Source organism: Mesorhizobium alhagi CCNWXJ12-2, from assembly GCF_000236565.1.
Taxonomy (GTDB): Bacteria; Pseudomonadota; Alphaproteobacteria; order Rhizobiales; family Rhizobiaceae; genus Allomesorhizobium; species Allomesorhizobium alhagi.
Genome location: NZ_AHAM01000207.1, coordinates 1 through 19004 on the forward strand (window position 1 = coordinate 1; position 19004 = coordinate 19004).

At 60.4% G+C, this 19004-nt stretch carries 20 protein-coding genes and 1 pseudogene; 17 read left to right on the top strand and 4 right to left on the bottom strand.

Annotated features, from left to right (window positions below; all coding sequences use genetic code 11):
- The 5 genes and pseudogenes from rlxS to MAXJ12_RS23410 all read left to right on the top strand — a co-directional run.
- Nucleotides 1-1963: relaxase/mobilization nuclease RlxS (rlxS, locus tag MAXJ12_RS23395; protein ID WP_008838508.1), on the top strand; the 1963-nt coding region annotated here is incomplete at its 5' end.
- A 121-nt stretch (nt 1964-2084) separates the two neighbouring features.
- Nucleotides 2085-2417, top strand: a complete 333-nt coding sequence (locus MAXJ12_RS39125) for a DUF2326 domain-containing protein (protein ID WP_040587596.1) — start codon at nt 2085-2087, stop codon at nt 2415-2417.
- 15 nt (nt 2418-2432) lie between these two features.
- Nucleotides 2433-3570: pseudogene (locus tag MAXJ12_RS23405) on the top strand (IS110 family RNA-guided transposase).
- 379 nt (nt 3571-3949) lie between these two features.
- Complete coding sequence (locus tag MAXJ12_RS39130; protein WP_008838511.1) at nt 3950-4060, top strand: hypothetical protein; 111 nt, start codon at nt 3950-3952, stop codon at nt 4058-4060.
- 140 nt (nt 4061-4200) lie between these two features.
- Nucleotides 4201-5181, top strand: coding sequence for a hypothetical protein (locus tag MAXJ12_RS23410; RefSeq protein WP_244421575.1), 981 nt, complete (start codon nt 4201-4203; stop codon nt 5179-5181).
- Nucleotides 5182-5388: 207 nt separating this feature from the next.
- Here MAXJ12_RS23410 and MAXJ12_RS23415 read toward each other — a convergent pair whose 3' ends face one another.
- Genes MAXJ12_RS23415 through MAXJ12_RS23430 form a run of 4 tightly spaced genes read right to left on the bottom strand, consistent with a single transcriptional unit; the run spans nt 5389 to nt 7638 of the window.
- Nucleotides 5389-6315, bottom strand: a complete 927-nt coding sequence (locus tag MAXJ12_RS23415) for an ImmA/IrrE family metallo-endopeptidase (protein WP_008838513.1) — start codon at nt 6313-6315, stop codon at nt 5389-5391.
- A 4-nt stretch (nt 6316-6319) separates the two neighbouring features.
- On the bottom strand, nt 6320-6811 hold the full coding sequence (locus tag MAXJ12_RS23420; RefSeq protein WP_008838514.1) for a helix-turn-helix domain-containing protein: 492 nt from the start codon (nt 6809-6811) through the stop codon (nt 6320-6322).
- Nucleotides 6812-6825: 14 nt separating this feature from the next.
- The gene (locus tag MAXJ12_RS23425) at nt 6826-7440 is read right to left on the bottom strand and encodes a GNAT family protein (protein WP_008838515.1); all 615 of its coding nucleotides are present in this window, start codon (nt 7438-7440) and stop codon (nt 6826-6828) included.
- Nucleotides 7441-7443: 3 nt separating this feature from the next.
- Complete coding sequence (locus MAXJ12_RS23430) at nt 7444-7638, bottom strand: ribbon-helix-helix protein, CopG family (RefSeq protein WP_008838516.1); 195 nt, start codon at nt 7636-7638, stop codon at nt 7444-7446.
- Between the two features lie 170 nt (nt 7639-7808).
- On the opposite strand from MAXJ12_RS23430, the gene MAXJ12_RS23435 reads away from it, so the two are divergent.
- The 12 genes from MAXJ12_RS23435 to trbE all read left to right on the top strand — a co-directional run.
- On the top strand, nt 7809-8663 hold the full coding sequence (locus tag MAXJ12_RS23435; protein ID WP_008838517.1) for a multiubiquitin domain-containing protein: 855 nt from the start codon (nt 7809-7811) through the stop codon (nt 8661-8663).
- On the top strand, nt 8660-10072 hold the full coding sequence (locus MAXJ12_RS23440) for a ThiF family adenylyltransferase (protein ID WP_008838518.1): 1413 nt from the start codon (nt 8660-8662) through the stop codon (nt 10070-10072). The genes MAXJ12_RS23435 and MAXJ12_RS23440 overlap by 4 nt, the downstream gene beginning before the upstream one ends.
- Nucleotides 10073-10155: 83 nt before the next feature.
- A complete protein-coding gene (locus MAXJ12_RS40135) occupies nt 10156-10440 on the top strand; it encodes a ubiquitination-like system serine protease family protein (protein WP_420492390.1) in 285 nt (94 codons plus the stop codon).
- 69 nt (nt 10441-10509) lie between these two features.
- On the top strand, nt 10510-10839 hold the full coding sequence (locus MAXJ12_RS23445) for a hypothetical protein (RefSeq protein WP_008838519.1): 330 nt from the start codon (nt 10510-10512) through the stop codon (nt 10837-10839).
- Nucleotides 10823-11866, top strand: coding sequence for a M48 family metalloprotease (locus MAXJ12_RS23450; RefSeq protein ID WP_008838520.1), 1044 nt, complete (start codon nt 10823-10825; stop codon nt 11864-11866). Before MAXJ12_RS23445 ends, MAXJ12_RS23450 begins: the two co-directional genes overlap by 17 nt.
- On the top strand, nt 11863-12468 hold the full coding sequence (gene dcd, locus MAXJ12_RS23455; RefSeq protein ID WP_008838521.1) for a dCTP deaminase: 606 nt from the start codon (nt 11863-11865) through the stop codon (nt 12466-12468). The genes MAXJ12_RS23450 and dcd overlap by 4 nt, the downstream gene beginning before the upstream one ends.
- Nucleotides 12469-12706: 238 nt before the next feature.
- Complete coding sequence (locus tag MAXJ12_RS23460) at nt 12707-14737, top strand: conjugal transfer protein TraG (RefSeq protein WP_008838522.1); 2031 nt, start codon at nt 12707-12709, stop codon at nt 14735-14737.
- Between the two features lie 112 nt (nt 14738-14849).
- On the top strand, nt 14850-15263 hold the full coding sequence (locus MAXJ12_RS23465) for a hypothetical protein (protein ID WP_008838523.1): 414 nt from the start codon (nt 14850-14852) through the stop codon (nt 15261-15263).
- Nucleotides 15260-16222, top strand: coding sequence for a P-type conjugative transfer ATPase TrbB (gene trbB / locus MAXJ12_RS23470; RefSeq protein ID WP_008838524.1), 963 nt, complete (start codon nt 15260-15262; stop codon nt 16220-16222). The genes MAXJ12_RS23465 and trbB overlap by 4 nt, the downstream gene beginning before the upstream one ends.
- A gap of 17 nt (nt 16223-16239) precedes the next feature.
- A complete protein-coding gene (locus MAXJ12_RS23475) occupies nt 16240-16548 on the top strand; it encodes a TrbC/VirB2 family type IV secretion system protein (protein WP_008838525.1) in 309 nt (102 codons plus the stop codon).
- The gene (locus MAXJ12_RS23480; protein ID WP_008838526.1) at nt 16548-16820 is read left to right on the top strand and encodes a VirB3 family type IV secretion system protein; all 273 of its coding nucleotides are present in this window, start codon (nt 16548-16550) and stop codon (nt 16818-16820) included. Before MAXJ12_RS23475 ends, MAXJ12_RS23480 begins: the two co-directional genes overlap by 1 nt.
- A partial coding sequence (gene trbE, locus MAXJ12_RS23485) for a conjugal transfer protein TrbE (RefSeq protein ID WP_008838527.1) occupies nt 16814-19004 on the top strand: 2191 nt, incomplete at its 3' end. The genes MAXJ12_RS23480 and trbE, both read left to right, overlap by 7 nt.

The following is a 19004-nucleotide window of genomic DNA, read 5'->3' on the forward strand; positions in this document are numbered from 1 at the left end:
TGATGACGAGTTCAGGCCAAAGCTAGGCAAAATCGGCTCCGGCGGCTCGAAGGCCGGCAAGCGCTTCGCCAACCAGCTTTTGGCGGCAATCAACAGGGCCGGCGGCACGCACCCGCGTGGCGGCCGCTTCACCGGTAGCCGCACGGGACGCGGTGGCGCGACGGCCGCGCTGCTCAGATCACGCGACCGCTATGCCGCCTTCCGGCAGCGCCGGGTGATGGTCAAGGCCCGCATCGTCAGGCTGGCCGGCAAGGGCATGGACGGGGCGCGGGCGCATCTGCGCTACATCCAGCGTGACGGTGTCACCCGGGAGGGCGAATCCGGCCAGCTCTACGGCGCCGAGAAGGATCGCGTCGACGGCAGGGACTTCCTCGATCGCGCCGATGGTGACCGCCACCAGTTCCGCTTCATCGTCGCGCCGGAGGATGGCATCCAGTATGACGATCTCAAGCCGCTGACCCGGCGCCTCATGGCGCAGATGGAAGAAGACCTTGGCACCAAGCTGGACTGGGTTGCCGTCGATCATTTCAACACGGGTCATCCGCACACCCACATCATCGTGCGCGGCAAGGATGATCGCGGCGAGAATCTCGTCATCGCGCGCGAATACATCTCGTCTGGCATCCGCGAGCGGGCGGCCGAGCTGGTCAGCCTCGATCTCGGTCCCCGCTCCGACCGCGAGATCGAGCAGCGCCTGCGCCAGGAAATGGAACAGGAACGCTTCACCAGCATAGACCGGCAGCTGCTGCGCATGCGCGACAATGATGGAATGGTCTCGCTGGCCGGCCGCGACGCGTTTCGGCAGACGCTGCACCAGGGTCGTCTTCGCAAGCTCGAGCGCATGGGTCTCGCCGAGGAGACCGGTCCTGGCCGTTGGCGCCTGAACGATGATCTCGAGTCCACGCTGCGCCGCATGGGCGACCGCGGCGACATCATCAAAACCATGCATCGCGATCTGACCGGCAAGGGGCTCGTCCGCAGCGCCGCCGACTGCGTCATCCACGATCGATCCGGCGAGCCAGCCCAACCTGTCGTCGGCCGCGTCGTCGCGCGCGGACTCGCCGACGAGATCAATGACCGGCACTACCTCATCGTCGACGGCGTGGATGGCAAAACCCGTTACGTCGATATCGGCAGGGGCGACGCGACGGAACCGACGCCGGACGGCTGCATCGTGCGCGTCACGCCAACCAACGCCGAACCCAGGCAGGTTGACCGCACCGTCGCTGAAATCGCTGCCGCCAATGACGGGCGCTACAACATCGATATCCATCTGAAGCACGACCCGTCCGCCACCGAAGGCTTCGCCGAAACCCATGTCCGTCGGCTGGAGGCAATCCGCCGCGCGACCGGCGGTGCGGATCGCGAGCCGGACGGCACCTGGATCATTGCGCCAGATCATCTTAGCTGCGTGGCGGAATACGAGCGTCAGCGTGCCAGGGCTGTGCCCGTCACGGTCGACAAGCTCTCTTCGTTGAAGCTGGAGAGCCAAGTCGGTTTCGACGGCGCCACCTGGATCGATCGCGAGCTGGTTTCCGCCAAACCAGAGCCCTTGCAAGACTCGGGCTTCGGCCGCGACGTGCGAGAGGCCCAAGTCCGTCGGCGGCAGTGGCTGATTGCACAAGGACTCGCGCGTGAAGAGCAGGATCGGATCGTCTACCGCGCCAACATGCTGGCGGTTCTGCGCCAGCGCGAGCTGATCCGTGTTGCCGGCCAACTCTCGGAGGAGCTCGGTCTGTCCTATACCGCGCGAACCGGAGACCGAGTAGAGGGCACGCTCCGCCGCTCCGTCGAGCTCGCCAGCGGAAAATATGCCGTCATCGAGAAATCGCGCGAGTTCACTCTGCTCCCGTGGCGGCCGGTGCTCGATCGGCATATTGGCAAACAGGTTACCGGCGTTGTGCGCGGGGATGGGATTTCCTGGACGATCGGGCGGCAAAGAACCGGGCCTGGCATTTCGTGAGTTGCGATGCAACGGAAGGGTTGAATAGCTGAATTATCGGTCATTGTTTGGACACGACGGGCGCGGCGGTTTGTCCGTAAGTCAATTGCCAAAAGCGCAGCACTGATTCATGCTGCATTCAATGGTTCTGCGGCCCCAATCTCGTTCCCAGGCACGCTTCCTGGAGCGACAACCGCCACGCCGGCGATCCCTGCGTCGTGCGATCTGGTCGCAGGTCCTCAGCCTGTTTTCAGAGTTCTCGGAGAGCCTCTACAAGTCGCCGGGTCGGCTTGTCATCGATATCGACGACACAGGATACAAGTTCGACGTGGAGATTGCCGGTAGTCCAAGCGAGGGTATCAGCAAGATGAAGATCTTCTGCCATGACCTGACGCTCATTTCCTTTGCCCGCCAAAGATCCCATGAGGCGACGGGCGGCGGAACTCAGGTAAGGTTTCGGGGTCCGACATCCTAACCCTGGAGACGTCTCATGAATCTCTCATCCGTTGCTCTGCCGCCCGTCGACGAGAAGACTGCCACAATTTTCATGGCACTGGAATTGAGCAAGTCGACCTGGCTTGTGGCCCTGCACTCGCCGGCGGCCGACAAGATCAGCATGCATCGCCTGCAAGGAGGCGACACCGAAGGGCTTATGGCTCTCATTGAACATCGGCGCGAACAGGCGCAGGCCGCCTTGACGCGTCCGGTTCGGGTAATGTCGTGCTACGAGGCCGGCTACGACGGTTTCTGGCTGCATCGTTTCCTGTGCGACCGCGGCATCGACAATCAGGTTCTGGACGCGGCCAGCATTTTGGTCGACCGCCGGTCACGCCGCGCCAAGACGGACCGCCTCGATGCGGCGGCGCTGCTCCGCACGCTGATGGCGCTGGAACGTGGCGAGCCGAGGGTCTGCCGGGTTGTGCGAGTACCGAGCCTAGAGCAGGAGAACGATCGCCGTCGCAGCCGGGAGCGGGCTCGGCTCGTCAACGAACGCGGCCAGCATTCGAGCCGCGTCAAGGGGCTTTTGATGACCCAGGGCATCCGCGACTTCAAGCCAGCCAGACGGGACTGGCGTGAGCAGCTCGAGACGCTGCGCACGGCTGACGGTCGGGATCTGCCGCCCTGCCTGAAGAATGAGATCAAGCGCGAATGCCGCCGCTTGTGGCAAGTGATCGAGATGATCATGGAGGTCGAGGCCGAGCAGCGTCAGGCCGCCGAGACCACCGCTCCCGGGATCGTCCAACTGAGTCATCTGCGTGGCATCGGCCTGACGATCGCAAGCGTAATGACGAACGAGGTGTTCTTCCGCGATTTCCAGAATCGGCGTGAGATCGCCGGTTATCTCGGTCTTGCATCCAGCCCTTGGAGCAGCGGCGCGGTCAGCCGCGATCAAGGCATCCAGAGATCGGGCAATCCGCGAGCGCGACGAACCGCCATTGAACTTGCCTGGCTGTGGTTGCGCCATCAGCCCGATAGCGGTCTCGCGCGCTGGTTTCATGAGCGCGTCGGCGCCGGCAAAGGACGCATCCGCCGCACCATGATCGTCGCCTTGGCGCGCAAGCTGATAATCGCCTTGGCGGTATCTGACCCAGGGCCTGCTGCCGGAGGGCGCCATGACCAAGGCCTGACGAAAGAGTTCGACGCGAGGGCGGCCAACGTCACTTGCGACGAAGCGGGATGGATGTGGACTGGCGCCCCCCAGGGCTGTTAACGCCGTCAAAAAGATGGGTCCCATCCTTCCCGGCCTCGCCAAACTTGCCCGTGCATGCGGGATATGGGTGCAGGCTCCGCCCGAGCCGACCGGATATGAGGTGATGTGGACTTGTTCCGCAATTCGCCGCGAGGCCGATCCCGACTACGTTCGAAAGTGACTAAGCCGTCACCACTACCATTGACACGATGTGCCTCATATGAGGGGGCTGGGCATCGACTTTCTCATCCACGACGCACCATCTTCGACGGCGTCGACCACGTCAACGCGCTCATGCGCTCGAGCTGGCCGCGGCCATGGCCAACAAATACGGCTTCCAATATATCTGTACGCTCAACACCGACATGGTTCCGCTCAAAGATTTCTCAACCGGTTTTGATTCGAATCTCTGGTCCGCATGCGACTGACCGATACGATCCGAGCGGCAGCCTGCTCGGCTTCCGGTACTAAGGAAACGCCGATGCTGAAATGGTCCGAGATGAAACGGTCGCGCGACACAATTCTTGCCGTCTGGCCTGTCTACAAGCCGCTGCACGGCATGTGGTTCATGCAAGAACTCGTCGACAAGGACGATCTAACGCCGAAATGGCGCGACCGCTTTGTTCCGGCCGAGAACGATAGCGTCCGCTCGGATCATTATCCTGATCGAGACGCAGCGATCGCGGCGGCCGACGCGCTGAACCCGACTCTTCGAAACGGTTTGCCGATTAGCGACCCGGACAGGCGTCGTTCCATCGAGCTCAAAATCGACAAGGCAGTCCAGGCCAAGCGTCGTCTTCAGGACGAAGAGGCTCTGATGCTCGCCGAAGCCATCCGCCGCCATGCAGGAGATCCCCGCCCAGATGCGGCTTCGCTCCAACTCGCGGCCGAGGCCGAGCCATATCGTCAGGATTTGGCCGATCAGTTGAGTGCCATGCCTTATTTGTCAATTGCACAGGTTGGCTGGGAAGACGGCCGATGGCGAGAGCATCTGCTGCTCTACAAAGACGGCAAGGGGGCGTGGACCAAGCCCTATACGGCCGGGGAAAAAGCCGCGACGACGTCAGAACGTGCTAAGATCGCCAACGGCTATGATCTTTCCGGGAGCGCGCACTGGGGAAAGACCAAGGCACGTATCCGCCAGATATTGCTGCCTCGGGCCAATCAGCTTCTCCAGCTCGCCAGCGTACAACGACTGCTCGCGGAAGCGTTTGCGCGTGGCGAGCGCGTTCTCGTGTCCAACGGAATCGTCTTCTGGTACGAAGAGGAAGGCGGTATCGGCTGGCAGGTCAAGGAGACAGGCAGTACGAATGATTCAGAGGGCGCCACGCTCTGGCGCGAGGGCACGATCCGTTCGACCAATCATGGGCGGCTCGTCATCCTTCCCTATGTCAAGGAAGATGGGGAGAAGGTTCGCGGCCACACTCGCAATGGACCAGGCGATGGCCGCGCTATGCCCCGCCATCCCGACCATTATGTCGACATACCCTTCTCGCTCTATAGTGGCGACCTTATGATCGGTCTCTTCGGAGAGTTGCCTTACGAGTAGGTGTCGGATGTATCCTCAAAGAACCTGAGGATTGTCGCGCGAGATGAGCAACACAGACTGTGCGCAATAAATGGTCATGCAATGGCTGAAGCACGGGCGCCCAGCTTATGTAGGGGGTCGGCACTGCGTTGCCGACGCCGCTCCTCCGAACCTATCAATCATCGGACCATACGCAGACGGTTAGGTCGTGCGACGCCGGTCCGCCCGTTACCCGCCGCTGAAGCCCGCAATAGATGCGTGCGGCCGCCGATATGTCGCCAAGGTTAGGCAATCGTAGGTGTTGCTGAAGGTCTCGAACAGGAAGACGTGTCGCTCGCCGCGTCTATCCTTGATGCATACCTCATTTGACCCTAATGGACCCGCTTTTCGATACTGGCAATAGGTCAGGATCTCACGGTTCAGCCGATCAATCGAGAGGCTCTCAAACCTCGACCTGTATGCCGGCGATTCGATCATGTGTCGGAACTTAGTTCCGTTTTCGCCGACTACTGATAGCCGTGGGTGACTCCCAATGAGACCGATCATCGGCAGCTGGTTGTGACAATCTTCGATGAACCGCCAGAACGTGGTCGTATAGGTGTTACCGAAGTTTCCCTTCAGGTTCCGGATTGCTTCGAGACTGGGCGTGTAATCATTCGCGGCATTGCGAAAGCGGGATTGCAAAAACAATAGCTGCCCCGCCGCGTAATTTGCTTCGGCTTCGATCTGCGCATGGCACCCCGGTGATAAGGTTTGTTCGTGGTCACCTAGCATCAGATCTTCGTGCCAAGGCAGGATGCTGTGACCGATCTCGTGGGCTTCATTCCAACGATGCTTTGCGTGTGGCTGCGCGCGATCGAGCAGAATTCGCTTGCGGTCTGGAAGATAGAGCGCGCGCAGATCGAATTTTCTCACTGCGTCAAGAATGAGGCCGGGACGCATGAGGATCTGCGTCCCGGCCACGGTGAGTTTGCTGATGGTTTCGCGAAGGAAGTCATCGTCAGTGCTCGAGTAGTAGCGGCGATCCAGTTTCAGGATCTCGCGCACATCCTCAAGCCGCAAGGGTGGCTCCGGATTCCCAAGTCCGCGGAGTACCTTGTTGACTTGGGCTTCGATATCGGATGCTGTCGAGCGGCTGAGCATGATGTTGCGCATTTCGTCAGCCTTGCTGCTTTTCCAAGTAGGCGATGAACTCCTCCAGCGCACGCTGTTCCTCCCGAGACAGCTTCTGCGGGGACTCGCCCGATCGCGCAGCAAAACGCAGCGCTTGCTCTTGCAAGCCCGGTCGAGCAACTGTGTTGCCTGAGAGTTGTTGCAACGCCTTGTGTGGCAAGTCGAACGTTTCCGCCAGACGAAATACCGCTCGCGGCTCCGGTCGAAAATGCGCGTCACGTTCTATGCGCATGACATCGTTGACATCCAGATTAATGCGCTCGGCGAGTTTTTCGACGGTCAGTCCTCGTCGCCGACGCATGGATTCGACGAGCGAACCAAACGCCATGCGCATCGGGTCCGCAGCCTCGACGACATCGGACTCCATGTCTGTTTGTTCTGGGGTCGGGTCCCTGGCGAGCGCACCGGCAGCGACTTCCAGGTCGCCCTCTAGCTTCGCTCTCCGTTCGAACCACTCCCTCGTGATTGCGAGTTTCATGGTCATTTTCCTGTCTATTGTGAGAACGCGGCGGCTTGCGCCGCTGTCATCTCGAAATACCTCAATCCTTGGTAGCTTTCGTCGCGGCCGAGATCGGTCATACCGCAAACCTTGTCGTAGAATTCTTCGGCAGCCGGAAGCGAATGCAAGCCGATGCGGCCGCGAAAATCCTGTTCATGACTTACCTCGATGGCCGCACGAATCATGACAGTACCCACACCGCCGAAACGCGGCTGCGGGACAATTGTCTTGCGGTTCCATGGCGCCGTTTCGAGGTAGTCGACGTAGATCAGATCCTTCTTGGCCTGTTCCGGAATCCGGCAACTGTGACCTGCCATGGCGAGCAGCATCAGCCCCTGCACCTGGTTTTCACAGACCAGCGCGAGGGATCTGAAAGCAAGAAGACCGCGAATTCTCTCGAGCTTTTTTCGCCAATCCCAATGCCAGTTTTCCGGCCAGTCAGACAACGGTGATCCCTGCGCCACGAGTTGTCTCAGTCGCGCATTGATGACGGGTTTCCACTCGGTCTCTACCGAACGAAGCTGGCTTTCACCGATACCCTCGATGAGTTCTGCACCAACCGTCTTGCCCGAGCGCCTGTCAGTCAGAAAAACTGGATATGAGGTCACGATTCACAGCACCATGAGTTCAGCCTTCTCCTTCTTGGCTTCATCCTCGAAGAAGAGCTTTCCACCTTGTTCAAGGCGCACGTCGACAAGCTGGTAAAGTCTGAGCGCCTGGCGAAGCACCGCCGTCTTGGACAGGTCCTTCTTGTCGCAGAGTTCCTGCAAGGCCTGCATTTCGCCGTCAGTGAGATTGAGAGTCATTGTTTTCTTCACGGGGCACCTCCTAATAAGTGGACTCCGTGGAGATAGATATTTTAGCGAAAAAGTCAACAAAAAAAATTCAGATAATGGCTATTGCATAGCTAAAAATTAGCTACTATTTATGGAGGAAGACGAGGCGATGGCCGCCTCGACCGACATGGAGTTCTCCAATGGCAGACCATATTCTCGAACGTCCTCGCGCCTTCGACATCAAGATCGACGGCAATCCGTTCACCTTCAATGATCCGATCGTCACCGGTGCCCAGATCCTGCAGAAGGCGCGTGTGTTCCCCACGGACGAGCATCTCCTTTTTCAGGAGCTCAATGATGGACAGCTCGAGGAGATCAGGCCGGATGAAAGCGTCGATCTGCGCAACGACGACCGCGAGCAGTTCATCACGTTCAAGAGCGATCGTTCGTTCCGCTTTGTTCTCGACGGGCGCAAGTTTGAATGGGGTCTGCCAATCATCACCGGTCTTCAGCTGAAGCGTTTGGCCGGCGTCGATCCGAACTCCTACGGGGTCTGGCTCTCCCAGCGCGTCGGCGACGATCGGCTGATCGGCAACAAGGAGAAGGTCGACCTGCAGGGCGATGGGACCGAACGGTTCTTCACCGGCATCGACACCACAACGGAAGGCGCGGGAGCAATAGTGCTCCCGCCAGAAGACCGCGAGTATCTCCAGACCCAGGATATCGCATTCGAGGAAGTCGTCGAAGGAACGATCAGAGCCGTCGTCGTCAAAGGGTGGAGCCTTCCGCCGGCCCGCTTCGATGCGGGAACTGCCGATATCCTCATCCTCTTGCCTCCGGCCTACCCCGACTGTGCGCCGGACATGTTCTATCTGACGCCTTGGGTCCGTCTGGCCGCCAACCAGCGCTATCCGAACGCAGCAGATCAGCCGCATGCTTTCGCCGGGAAAACCTGGCAGCGATGGTCCCGGCACAACAACGCATGGCGTCCCGGCATCGACGGCATCTGGACAATGCTGCGCCGGATCGAGCGAGCGCTGGAGGCTGCGGCATGAAGACCGCTGATCTCACTCTGACTGAACAGCAGCTTGACCTGATGCAAACGGAGTTAGGCGGTTCCCGTGATGTGGAAACCGCGGCCTACGTGCTGTTCGGCGTGTCTCGCATAGCGGGCGATCCTTTTGAACACCAGCCTCGCTTGCGTCTGATGGTCAAGGAGGTACTTCCCGTTACGGGCGACGAGATCAAATCGGCCGACCACGTCCACATTTCGTGGAGCACCGAGCGGTTCGTGCAACTGTTAGCGAGAGCAGAGCGGGAGGGTCTTCAGCTTGGAATTGCCCATTCGCATCCGCGCGGGCCGGCGCGGTTTTCTGTCCAGGATGATCGAAACGAAGCCGAACTTGTCCGCCTCGCGCAGAATCGGAATGGTGGGCGGGCTCTGCTCCCCAGCCTTCTAATCGCTGAAGGGCAGTTCGTGGCGGGCCGTGTGTGGTTGTCGCCAGATACCGTGATCGACTTCAGCCAGGCTCGAACGGTAGGTGGCAACTGGCGAATAATCTTCTTCGCCGAGGAACAGGTCGCCACTGATCCTGCACTTGCACGCCAGGAATTGGCCTTGGGCGCGAATTTCAACAGGTTGATGCGGCAACTGCGCGTCGGCGTTGTTGGAGCAGGAGGAACTGGAAGCCCGCTGCTGCAGCAGCTGGCGCGCATGGGCGTTGGTCGGATCGCCATCTTCGATCCTGATCATGTCGAGTATTCCAATCTCAATAGGCTTTACGGGGCGACGCGAAACGATGCGGAGCAGGCTGTGAAGAAGGTCGATGTCGCAAGGCGTGAAATCGAACGCATGGGTCTCGGAACCGAGATGGCTACGTTCGACAATTGGATTGGCGCCGAGGAATGCCAGGATGCCTTGAAATCGATGGATCTGATCTTCGGCTGCACAGACGATCATGATGGTCGCCTGTTGCTCAATCGGCTTGCATATTACTACCTCATCCCGGTTATCGATATCGGACTTGCACTGCGGGTAAGCGAGCGACACGGTATTTCCGGCCTCGAGGCGGACGGCCGCGTGACAGTGCTCGAGCCAGGCAGCGTCTGTCTGGTGTGTCGACGGGTCGTGAACGCCAGCATCGCTGCCGAGGAGGCGTTGCGTCGCAACGATCCCGAAGAATACGAACACCGCAAGGCCGAGGCCTATGTACGCGGGGAAGGTAATCCGTCGCCGGCGGTTATTTCGTTCACCACATCCGTCGCGACTATGGCCGTGGAGGAGCTGATACAGCGCGTCAATCAGTTTCGCGGCGCAAGCGGCGCTATTACCAACCGGGTGCGGAAGTTCAATCTGGTCGAAGACTTTCGTCCTGGAGCAAAGAAGGAGCCTTGCCGGATCTGCGGTTCAGACCGCATTCATGGAGTTGGTGACGTTCAGCCATTCCTCGGGAGGACTGGATGATGCTGCGGACCAAAGTAGCTCGTCTGCTCGCCTGGTTTGGCTTCGTAGAGAAGCCTGAGTTTCTGGTCGCGGCGAGCCTTGATATGCCGGCGCCCGAAGATCTCCAGGCTGCTACCGCAGTGGTTGTTGGTCCTAAGGAGCGCCCGAAATGGGTGACATTCCAATGTCCTTCCGGCTGCGGAACGCCGCTCCTTTTGTCGCTCAATCCCGATCGCAGACCTCGGTGGGCGGTTACCTTCGATTGGCTTGGACGGCCGACCCTCGAACCATCAGTGCGTCGGACAGACGGGTGCCGCTGCCATTTCTGGATGCGAAAGGGTCGCATTGTGTGGTGCAAAGATAGCGGGGGAGCCTTTCCGGAAAATTAGTAGGTCTTATTTCATCCTCGACTCTGCCGAGTTATTCTTAGTCGATTCGGTGCGAGTTCGGGGGAACGCATGCTTGCAGCCATGCCATCGGAAAACAGCAGGCGTCTTGAGCTTTTCCGGTTGGCATTGCTTCTGATTAATCGGGGCAATCGCGATCTTCCGGCACCCCTTTCGCTCCATTTTGATGCCGTACTGCACCAAGCGAGAAAACTCTCTGATGATCCCGACGCGATCTCCCCGGACGTGACGCCGCAAGCGGTCCAGCTTGCCAATGACCTGCGCGTCTATGAAGGGTTGCGCGATGCCCTTGCCGGCGTGAATTCCATAGGGGATGTCAACTCAGCAGTTGCTCACAAGGTGCTCCAAAATCTGGAGCCGAAACTTGCATCCGCGGACTGATCTCGCGCTTCTGGCCGAGAGCCTGGCGCATCTTTCAAAAACCCCATACTTCAATCGAGCGATCGAGAAGCACACGCATGCTCTGGTCGAGGTGATCAGGCATGCGCTCACCGTCTCACCGCCCTATGACGAAGAAATCCTCCGTTCATTCGCTGACAAAGTTTGGACGTGCCATCGCTACCTCCAAGGGTCGACGACCAAGGAAGCGCCATACGAGATCGAGTATTGCATGCGACATGCTATCTCCGATTGGCTTACCGATCCTTGCCTCGTCACTACGGCTCTAACGGACGAGAAGGATTTTCATCTCAAGCCTGGAGATCCCTGGGACTTTGTCGCAAAGACGATGGACCGCTATCCTGGCTCACTGCCGAAGGAGAAGCTCATCTTCATTGGCGTTCCACGAATTTACAAGCACATGCCTCTCTTCTGTGCAGCGCTATACCATGAACTGGGTCATTTCGTGGACTTGGCTCGCAATGTAACCGACGTTACTTTTCTTACTCATCCGGTCAATGGTGCATCCGATAGGGTTCAGGAACTCATCCAAAACCATCGTAGAGAGCATTTTGCCGATCTTTTTGCGGCTTGCTATGTTGGATCCGGTATTATCGACAGCCTTGATGCGATCAATCCTCTGGCAGAACACAGTCCTACTCATCCCGCGACCAAGACGCGAATTGACGTGATCCGCGGCTTTCTCGCGGGTGAGGAATTCGACGAGCTCACCATGTACCAAAACGCGCTGAATAAGTTCGGTATGCCGCCACTAGAAAAGCGATACTCTGTCCCAGCGATCGAGGCCTCCTTTAACGATATCCGACCGCACAACCTCACAGATGCCGCAGAGCTGCATGGCATCATGGCGGCCGGCTGGTCCTATCTCGGAAAGATAAAATCAGGCGGCGGGCCGAAATGGACCGTTGGCGGAAACCAGCTCGATGTCATTCGGATCGTGAACGACCTTACCGAGAAATCAATCCGGAACGCTTCAATCCGGCACCTTTGGGAAGAGGCGTCGAAATGATCAAGGCCGAAATCCTTGAACGTCTCGCTCGCGACGATGCAACGGGGCTTTGGATCGAACCCCTGCTCGACGAAAAGCAGGTCGGGGAAGTAACGGTTGACCTCAGGCTCGGCTATGATTTCCTAGTGTCGATCGTAACACGCCGACCTTACATTGGTATCGCACGCGATGACGAACGGTTCCGGCCCATATCCACCTATTTCCAGCCGACCCGGCGTGAGCTCGGAGAACGATTTATCCTGTATCCCGACCAAGTGGTATTGGCGACGACCTTGGAATACATCGCGCTGCCAAGCGACTGTTATGCGGATGTCCTGACAAGAAGTAGCTATACGCGGCTAGGCATCGCTTTGAGTACCATGGTCCAGCCTGGTTTTCGCGGCTGTTTTTCCGTCGAGCTGTTCAATCACGGAAACAATCCCATCGAACTAGTCGTTGGGGCGAAGATGTTCCAGATGCGGCTCACGAAGCTCGCTGATGGTTTGAACTACGGTGGCCTCGACAGAAAATATTTCGGAAACGTGAGGCCGACACCGTCTCGGGCTGCTGACGATGAGGATCTGCTTCGTTTGAGAGCGATCTCCGAACAGCAAAAGACCTGACTTCAGTCGCTAGGGGCATTGCGAATCTAATGGGACCGCCGGCGGCTCGCCTAGATGCGCCACGCTTGCGTTGCGTCTGAGGTGATGTTCGCCTTTTGTGCTCCCCTCCAAAAGTCGCATAAGAGGCAGTGTAGAACTGCCGGGCGGATCATCGCGCTCAATCGTATATAAGGCCGATTCCAGTTTCCGTAGGGTGCCGCAACGCTTGACCCGCGTCTCAGAAGTGCGGAGCAAGCCAATGACCCCCACAAAGCTCCTTATCGGCCAGATCGCCATTGTCTTCACCCTTGTCGTTCTGGGCGTATGGTCGGCGACACAATGGTGCGCGCACATGCTGGGATATCAGTCGCAACTGGGGCTGCCTTGGTTTGTCGCCAACGGCTGGCCGATCTACCAGCCCTGGAAGCTGTTCGTGTGGTGGTTTCAGTTCGAGGCTTACGCACCGGAGGTTTTCGACAAGGCCGGCATGATGGCCGCGGCCAGCGGCTTGATGGGCTGTGCCGCCGCGATTGGTGGCTCGCTATGGCGTGCGCGGCAGCGCGGGCTTGTCACGACATACGGCTCGTCACGATGGGCCACGACGCGCGAGATCGAGAGGGCGGGATTGTTTCGGCCGGCGGGAGTGTTCCTGGGTGAATTGCAGGCTCGCTATCTGCGCCATGACGGGCCGGAGCACGTCATGGCCTTCGCGCCAACACGTTCAGGCAAGGGCGTCGGATTGGTCGTTCCGACGCTTTTGTCCTGGACCGGCTCTGCGGTCATCCATGACATCAAAGGCGAGAACTGGCAGCTGACAGCCGGTTGGCGCTCGAAATTCTCGCACTGCCTCCTGTTCAATCCGACCGATCTGCTATCGGCACGTTACAATCCGATATTGGAGGTGCGCAAAGGCCCGCACGAAGTTCGTGACGTCCAGAATATCGCCGACATCCTGGTTGATCCAGAAGGCGCGCTCGAGCGCCGCAACCATTGGGAGAAGACCAGCCACGCATTGCTGGTCGGCGCCATCCTGCATGTTCTTTATGCGGAGGAGGAGAAGACGCTCGCCCGTGTCGCCACCTTCCTGTCGGACCCGCAGCGCTCGTTTGCCGCGACGCTGCGGCGGATGATGACCACCAATCATCTCGGCACGAAAAAAAAGCCGCAGGTGCATCCTGTAGTCGCCTCCGCCGCACGGGAGGTGCTGAACAAATCGGAGAACGAGCGTTCGGGCGTGTTGTCTACGGCAATGAGCTTCCTCGGGCTTTATCGTGATCCTACCGTTGCGGCGACGACTTCGGCCTGCGACTGGCGTATCGCCGACCTGATGGATTCGGATCGTCCAGCGTCGCTCTATCTGGTGGTACCGCCATCCGATATCTCGCGCACCAAGCCGCTGGTGCGGCTCATCCTCAACCAGATCGGCCGGCGGCTCACCGAACGGCTGGAGGGCGATCCCAAAAAGAGCCGAAAGCATCAGCTGCTTATGATGCTGGACGAGTTCCCAGCGCTGGGGCGGCTGGACTTCTTCGAGACGGCGCTCGCCTTCATGGCGGGCTACGGCATCCGCGCTTATCTGATCGCGCAATCCTTGAACCAGATCTCCAAGGCCTATGGCGAGAACAATGCCATCCTCGACAACTGCCATGTGAGGATCGCCTTTTCGTCCAATGACGAGCGCACGGCCAAGCGCATTTCGGATGCGCTCGGCATGGCGACGGAATTGCGCGCCATGCGCAATTATGCCGGTCACCGGCTGGCGCCATGGCTTTCGCATGTGATGGTAAGCCGTCAGGAGACAGCGCGCCCCTTGCTGACACCAGGCGAGGTAATGCAGTTGCCGCCCGCGGACGAACTGGTGCTGGTTTCCGGTCTAGCGCCAATCCGGGCGAAGAAGCTGCGCTATTACGAGGACCCTAACTTCACCGAACGGGTGCTGTCTGCGCCAGTTCTGAACGACGGTGACTACGTGGACCGTCCGGCGCCACGCGCCGATGACTGGAGCGGGCAGGTGCGCGGCGTGGACCGGCGGCTTCTCGCTGGCGATGAGCGGTCCGATGCGATCTCCGAAGACGAAGGCGGCGTGCAACAACAGCGCCATCCCGGCCTGCCCGAGGAAGTTGCGGCCGCAAAACAGGAGCCGGATCAGAGCGACCTGTTTGGACCGCCCGATGACGACGGCGATATGGCGGCCGAAAAGAAGGTCATCGACCGGATTTCCAATGCCGCGCGGGCGTACGGCATCAACGAGAGCATGGGCGAGGACAAGGACATCCTGCCCGGCTTCTGACCGCCCAGAGCCGAGCGCAGCTCAGCGTAGATAAGGGCCATAAGCCATTTCGGGCGTCTGAACGATGCTTGTTCGGACCGGCGCAGCAGCGCCGGCCAACGGAACGAGCCACATGAAGCCCGCACGCATCCGCCATCAGTTTTTGCTGGATTCAGAGCTGAGCAAAACGCTCGACCAGCTCAGCCGCAACCCCTCGACCACCAAGTCGGAGGTTGTGGCCAAGGCGGTTCAGGCCTTCATTGAACAACGCGGAGAGAACGAGCTCGACCGGCGCTATGGCAAGCGTCTCGATCGTCTGTCGCGAGACCTCGATCACGTCCGGCGCGATGCTGAAATGATCCTGGAGAGCCTGGCGCTTTTCATCCGCTTTTCCATCACGCTGCATGCCCACACGCCCATGCCCGACAAGGCAACGCAGGCGATCGCGCAGGAGCGCTTCCAAAAGTTCGTTGAGCAGGTCGGACGCCAGATCGCTTCCGGCAAGCGCTCTCTGCGCGACGACAAAAATGGGGGACGGGGAGAATGACCTCTCATCCCGAGGCCGACCACCGCCGCCGCGCCATGCTGCGCACCGCCATGGGTCAAGCAATCGCCGACGCTTTGGCCGACCCAACCGTTGTCGAGGTGATGGTCAATCCTGACGGCGTGCTGCGGCTCGACCGGCTCGGCGGGGGCTGTCTCGACACCGGCGTCCGCATGCACCCATCCGAGGCCGAACGCATTATCCGCCTCGTCGCCTCGCACGTTCGTGCCGAGGCCCATGCCGACAATCCGATTGTCAGCGCCGAGCTGCCGTCCGGCGAGCGCTTCGAGGGCCTGCTGCCGCCGGTGGCGCTGGCGCCGTGCTTTGCCATCCGCAAGCCGGCCGCACGTGTCTACACGCTCGCCGATTATGTTGCCGATGGCATCATGATGCCGGTCCAGGCCGAAGCGCTGAAGAAGGCCGTGCGCGATCGTCGCAACATCCTAGTCGCCGGCGGGACATCGTCAGGAAAGACGACGCTCGCCAACGCGCTGCTGGCGCAAGTCGCCAAGTGCGACGAGCGCGTGATCCTGATCGAGGACACACGAGAACTGCAATGCGCGGCCAAGGATTGCGTCGCGCTCAGGACGCGACGCGGGTCGGTCACGCTCGCCGATCTCGTGCGTTCGACACTGCGGCTCAGGCCCGACCGCATCATCGTCGGCGAGGTCAGGGGCGCCGAAGCTCTCGACATGCTGAAGGCCTGGAACACTGGTCATCCAGGCGGCATCGCCACGGTTCACGCCAATTCGGCGCGCTCGGCTCTCTACCGCGTCGAGCAGCTTGCCCAGGAAGCCGTTGTCACCGTCCCCCGCCGCCTCATCGCCGAAGCCATCGACCTGATCGTCTTCGTCGCCGGGCGCGGCTCGTCGCGCCGCATCGATGCAATCGCCGAAGTGACTGGTCTCGACAGCAATGGCGACTACGCCGTCAGCCAGCTCACGCCCTCGCAACTCCAGTAGCTTTGAAAGGCCTCTTCATGCGCAAGAAGTTTCGTTTTCTGTCTTCAATCGCCGTCGCGTTCCTTCTTGCGGCGCCGGCTTATGCGGCCGGCTCCGGCATGCCGTGGGAGGAACCGCTGCAGCGGATCCTGGAGTCGGTTCAAGGGCCTGTCGCCAAGATTGTCGCGGTGATCATCATTATCGTCACCGGCCTGACGCTCGCCTTCGGCGACACGGCCGGCGGGTTCCGCCGGCTTATCCAGATCGTCTTCGGTCTCTCAATTGCCTTCGCAGCAAGCTCCTTCTTCCTCTCCTTCTTCTCTTTTGGCGGCGGAGCGCTAGTCTGATGGCGGCCGGCGAGCAGCATATCGAAGGCTTCGAGGTTCCGGTTCACCTGGCCCTTACCGAGCCGATCCTGCTCGGCGGCGCGCCGCGGGCTGTGGCGATTCTCAACGGCACGGTGGCCGCGGCCATCGGGCTTGGGATGCAGCAGTGGATCGCTGGCCTGGTGCTTTGGATAGCCGGCCACACGCTGGCGGTGTTCGCCGCCCGTCGCGATCCGGATTTCGCGAGCGCGCTCGTCCGCCACCTTCGCCTGAAGGGCTGGCTCGCATGCTGAACCTTTCGGAATACCGCAGCAGAGCCGATCGTCTCGCCGACCATCTTCCCTGGGCGGCATTGGTTGCGCCTGGCATCATCTTAAACAAGGACGGCAGCTTTCAGCGGACGTTCCGGTTCCGCGGGCCCGATCTCGAAAGCGCGACGGAAGCCGAACTCGTCGGCATCTGTGCGCGGGCCAACAATGCGCTGAGAAGGCTCGGCTCCGGCTGGGCATTTTTCTTCGAGGCCGAGCGCGTCGAGGCGCTCGATTATCCTAAGTCGACTTTTCCCGACGCCGCGTCATGGCTGGTCGACGAGGAACGGCGCGCCGCCTTCGAGGGCAAGGTCGCGCATTTTGAAAGCCGTTACCACCTCACCTTGCTGTTCATGCCACCGCCCGATGGCCAGGCGCGAGCGGAAAGCGCACTCGTCGACTCCGATCGTGAGAATGGGAAACGCGACTGGCGTCAGGAACTGACGCGATTCCGCGACGAGACCGACCGTGTGCTCGATCTGATCTCCGGCTTTATGCCCGAGGTGCGCGCGCTCGACGATGCCGAGACGCTCACATTCCTGCACGGCACGATCTCGACCAGGCGTCATCCGGTCGCCGCACCGGAGACGCCGATGTACGTCGATGGCATCCTGGTCGACACACCGCTTACGGGTGGACTGGAGCCCACGCTGGGCGAGCAGCATCTGCGCACGCTCACCATTCTCGGCTTTCCGAATGTCACCCGGCCCGGCATCCTCGATGCGCTTAACCATCAGGGTTTCGCCTACCGCTGGGTGACGCGGTTTATTCCGCTCGACAAGACCGAAGCCACAAAGACGCTGACGAAGCTGCGCCGGCAATGGTTCGCCAAGCGCAAGTCGATCGTCGCCATCCTGCGCGAGGTGGTCACCAACGAGCCGGTTCCGCTCGTCGACAGCGATGCCGAAAACAAGGCGCTCGATGCCGACGCCGCGCTGCAGGCGTTGGGCGGCGATCATGTCGGCTTCGGCTATCTCACCACAACGGTTACAGTTCGGGACGAGGACCGCCAAGCCGCCGAGCAGAAACTTCGCGCGGTAGAGCGCATTGTTAACGGGCTCGGCTTCACCACGATCCGCGAGAGCGTCAATGCGGTCGAGGCCTGGCTCGGTTCGCTGCCCGGTCACGCCTATGCCAATGTCCGTCAGCCACTCGTCCATACGCTGAACCTTGCACATCTCATGCCGCTGTCATCGGTGTGGGCTGGTCCGGCGCGCAATGATCACCTGAGTAGGGTTATCGGGACAGAAGCTCCACCGCTTCTTTTTGCAGAGACCAGCGGCTCGACACCGTTCCGGCTTTCCACCCATGTCGGCGATGTCGGCCATATGCTGATCGTCGGGCCGACCGGCGCTGGCAAATCGGTGCTGCTTTCCCTCATCGCTCTGCAGTTCCGCCGCTATCCCGGCGCGCAGGTCTATCTCTTCGATAAGGGCAATTCTGCGCGGACCGCAACGCTCGCCATGGGCGGCGAGCATCATGCGCTTGGCGCTGACGGTTCATTCGCCTTCCAGCCGCTGCGCAACATGGACGACCAGGGTGTCCGCAGCTGGGCCGCCGAATGGATCGCGGGACTGCTCGCCCATGAGAACGTTGCCGTCACGCCGGAGGTGAAGGAGGCGGTCTGGTCGGCGCTCACCAGCCTCGCCACCGCACCGGCGGAAGAACGGACGCTCACCGGCCTGTCCGTGCTGCTTCAGTCCAATGCGCTGAAGGCGGCACTGATGCCCTACACTCTCGACGGCCCCTTCGGCCGGCTGCTCGATGCGGACGATGACCGGCTGGCGCTGTCGGACGTGCAATGCTTCGAGACCGAGGAACTCATGCATAGGCAAGGCGTCGTTCTGCCGGTGCTCACCTACCTGTTCCACCGGCTAGAGGAGCGCTTCGACGGCCGGCCGACTTTGCTCATACTCGACGAGGCCTGGGTTTATCTCGACAACCCGCTGTTTGCCGCCCGCATTCGCGAATGGCTAAAGGTGCTGCGCAAGAAGAACGTGTCGGTGATCTTCGCCACGCAGTCGCTCGCCGACATCGCCGGTTCTTCCATCGCGCCGGCAATCATCGAGAGCTGTCCGCAGCGCATCTTCCTCCCCAATGACCGGGCGATCGAGCCGCAGGCGCGGGAAGCCTATGACCGCTTCGGATTGAACGAGCGGCAGGGGGGGG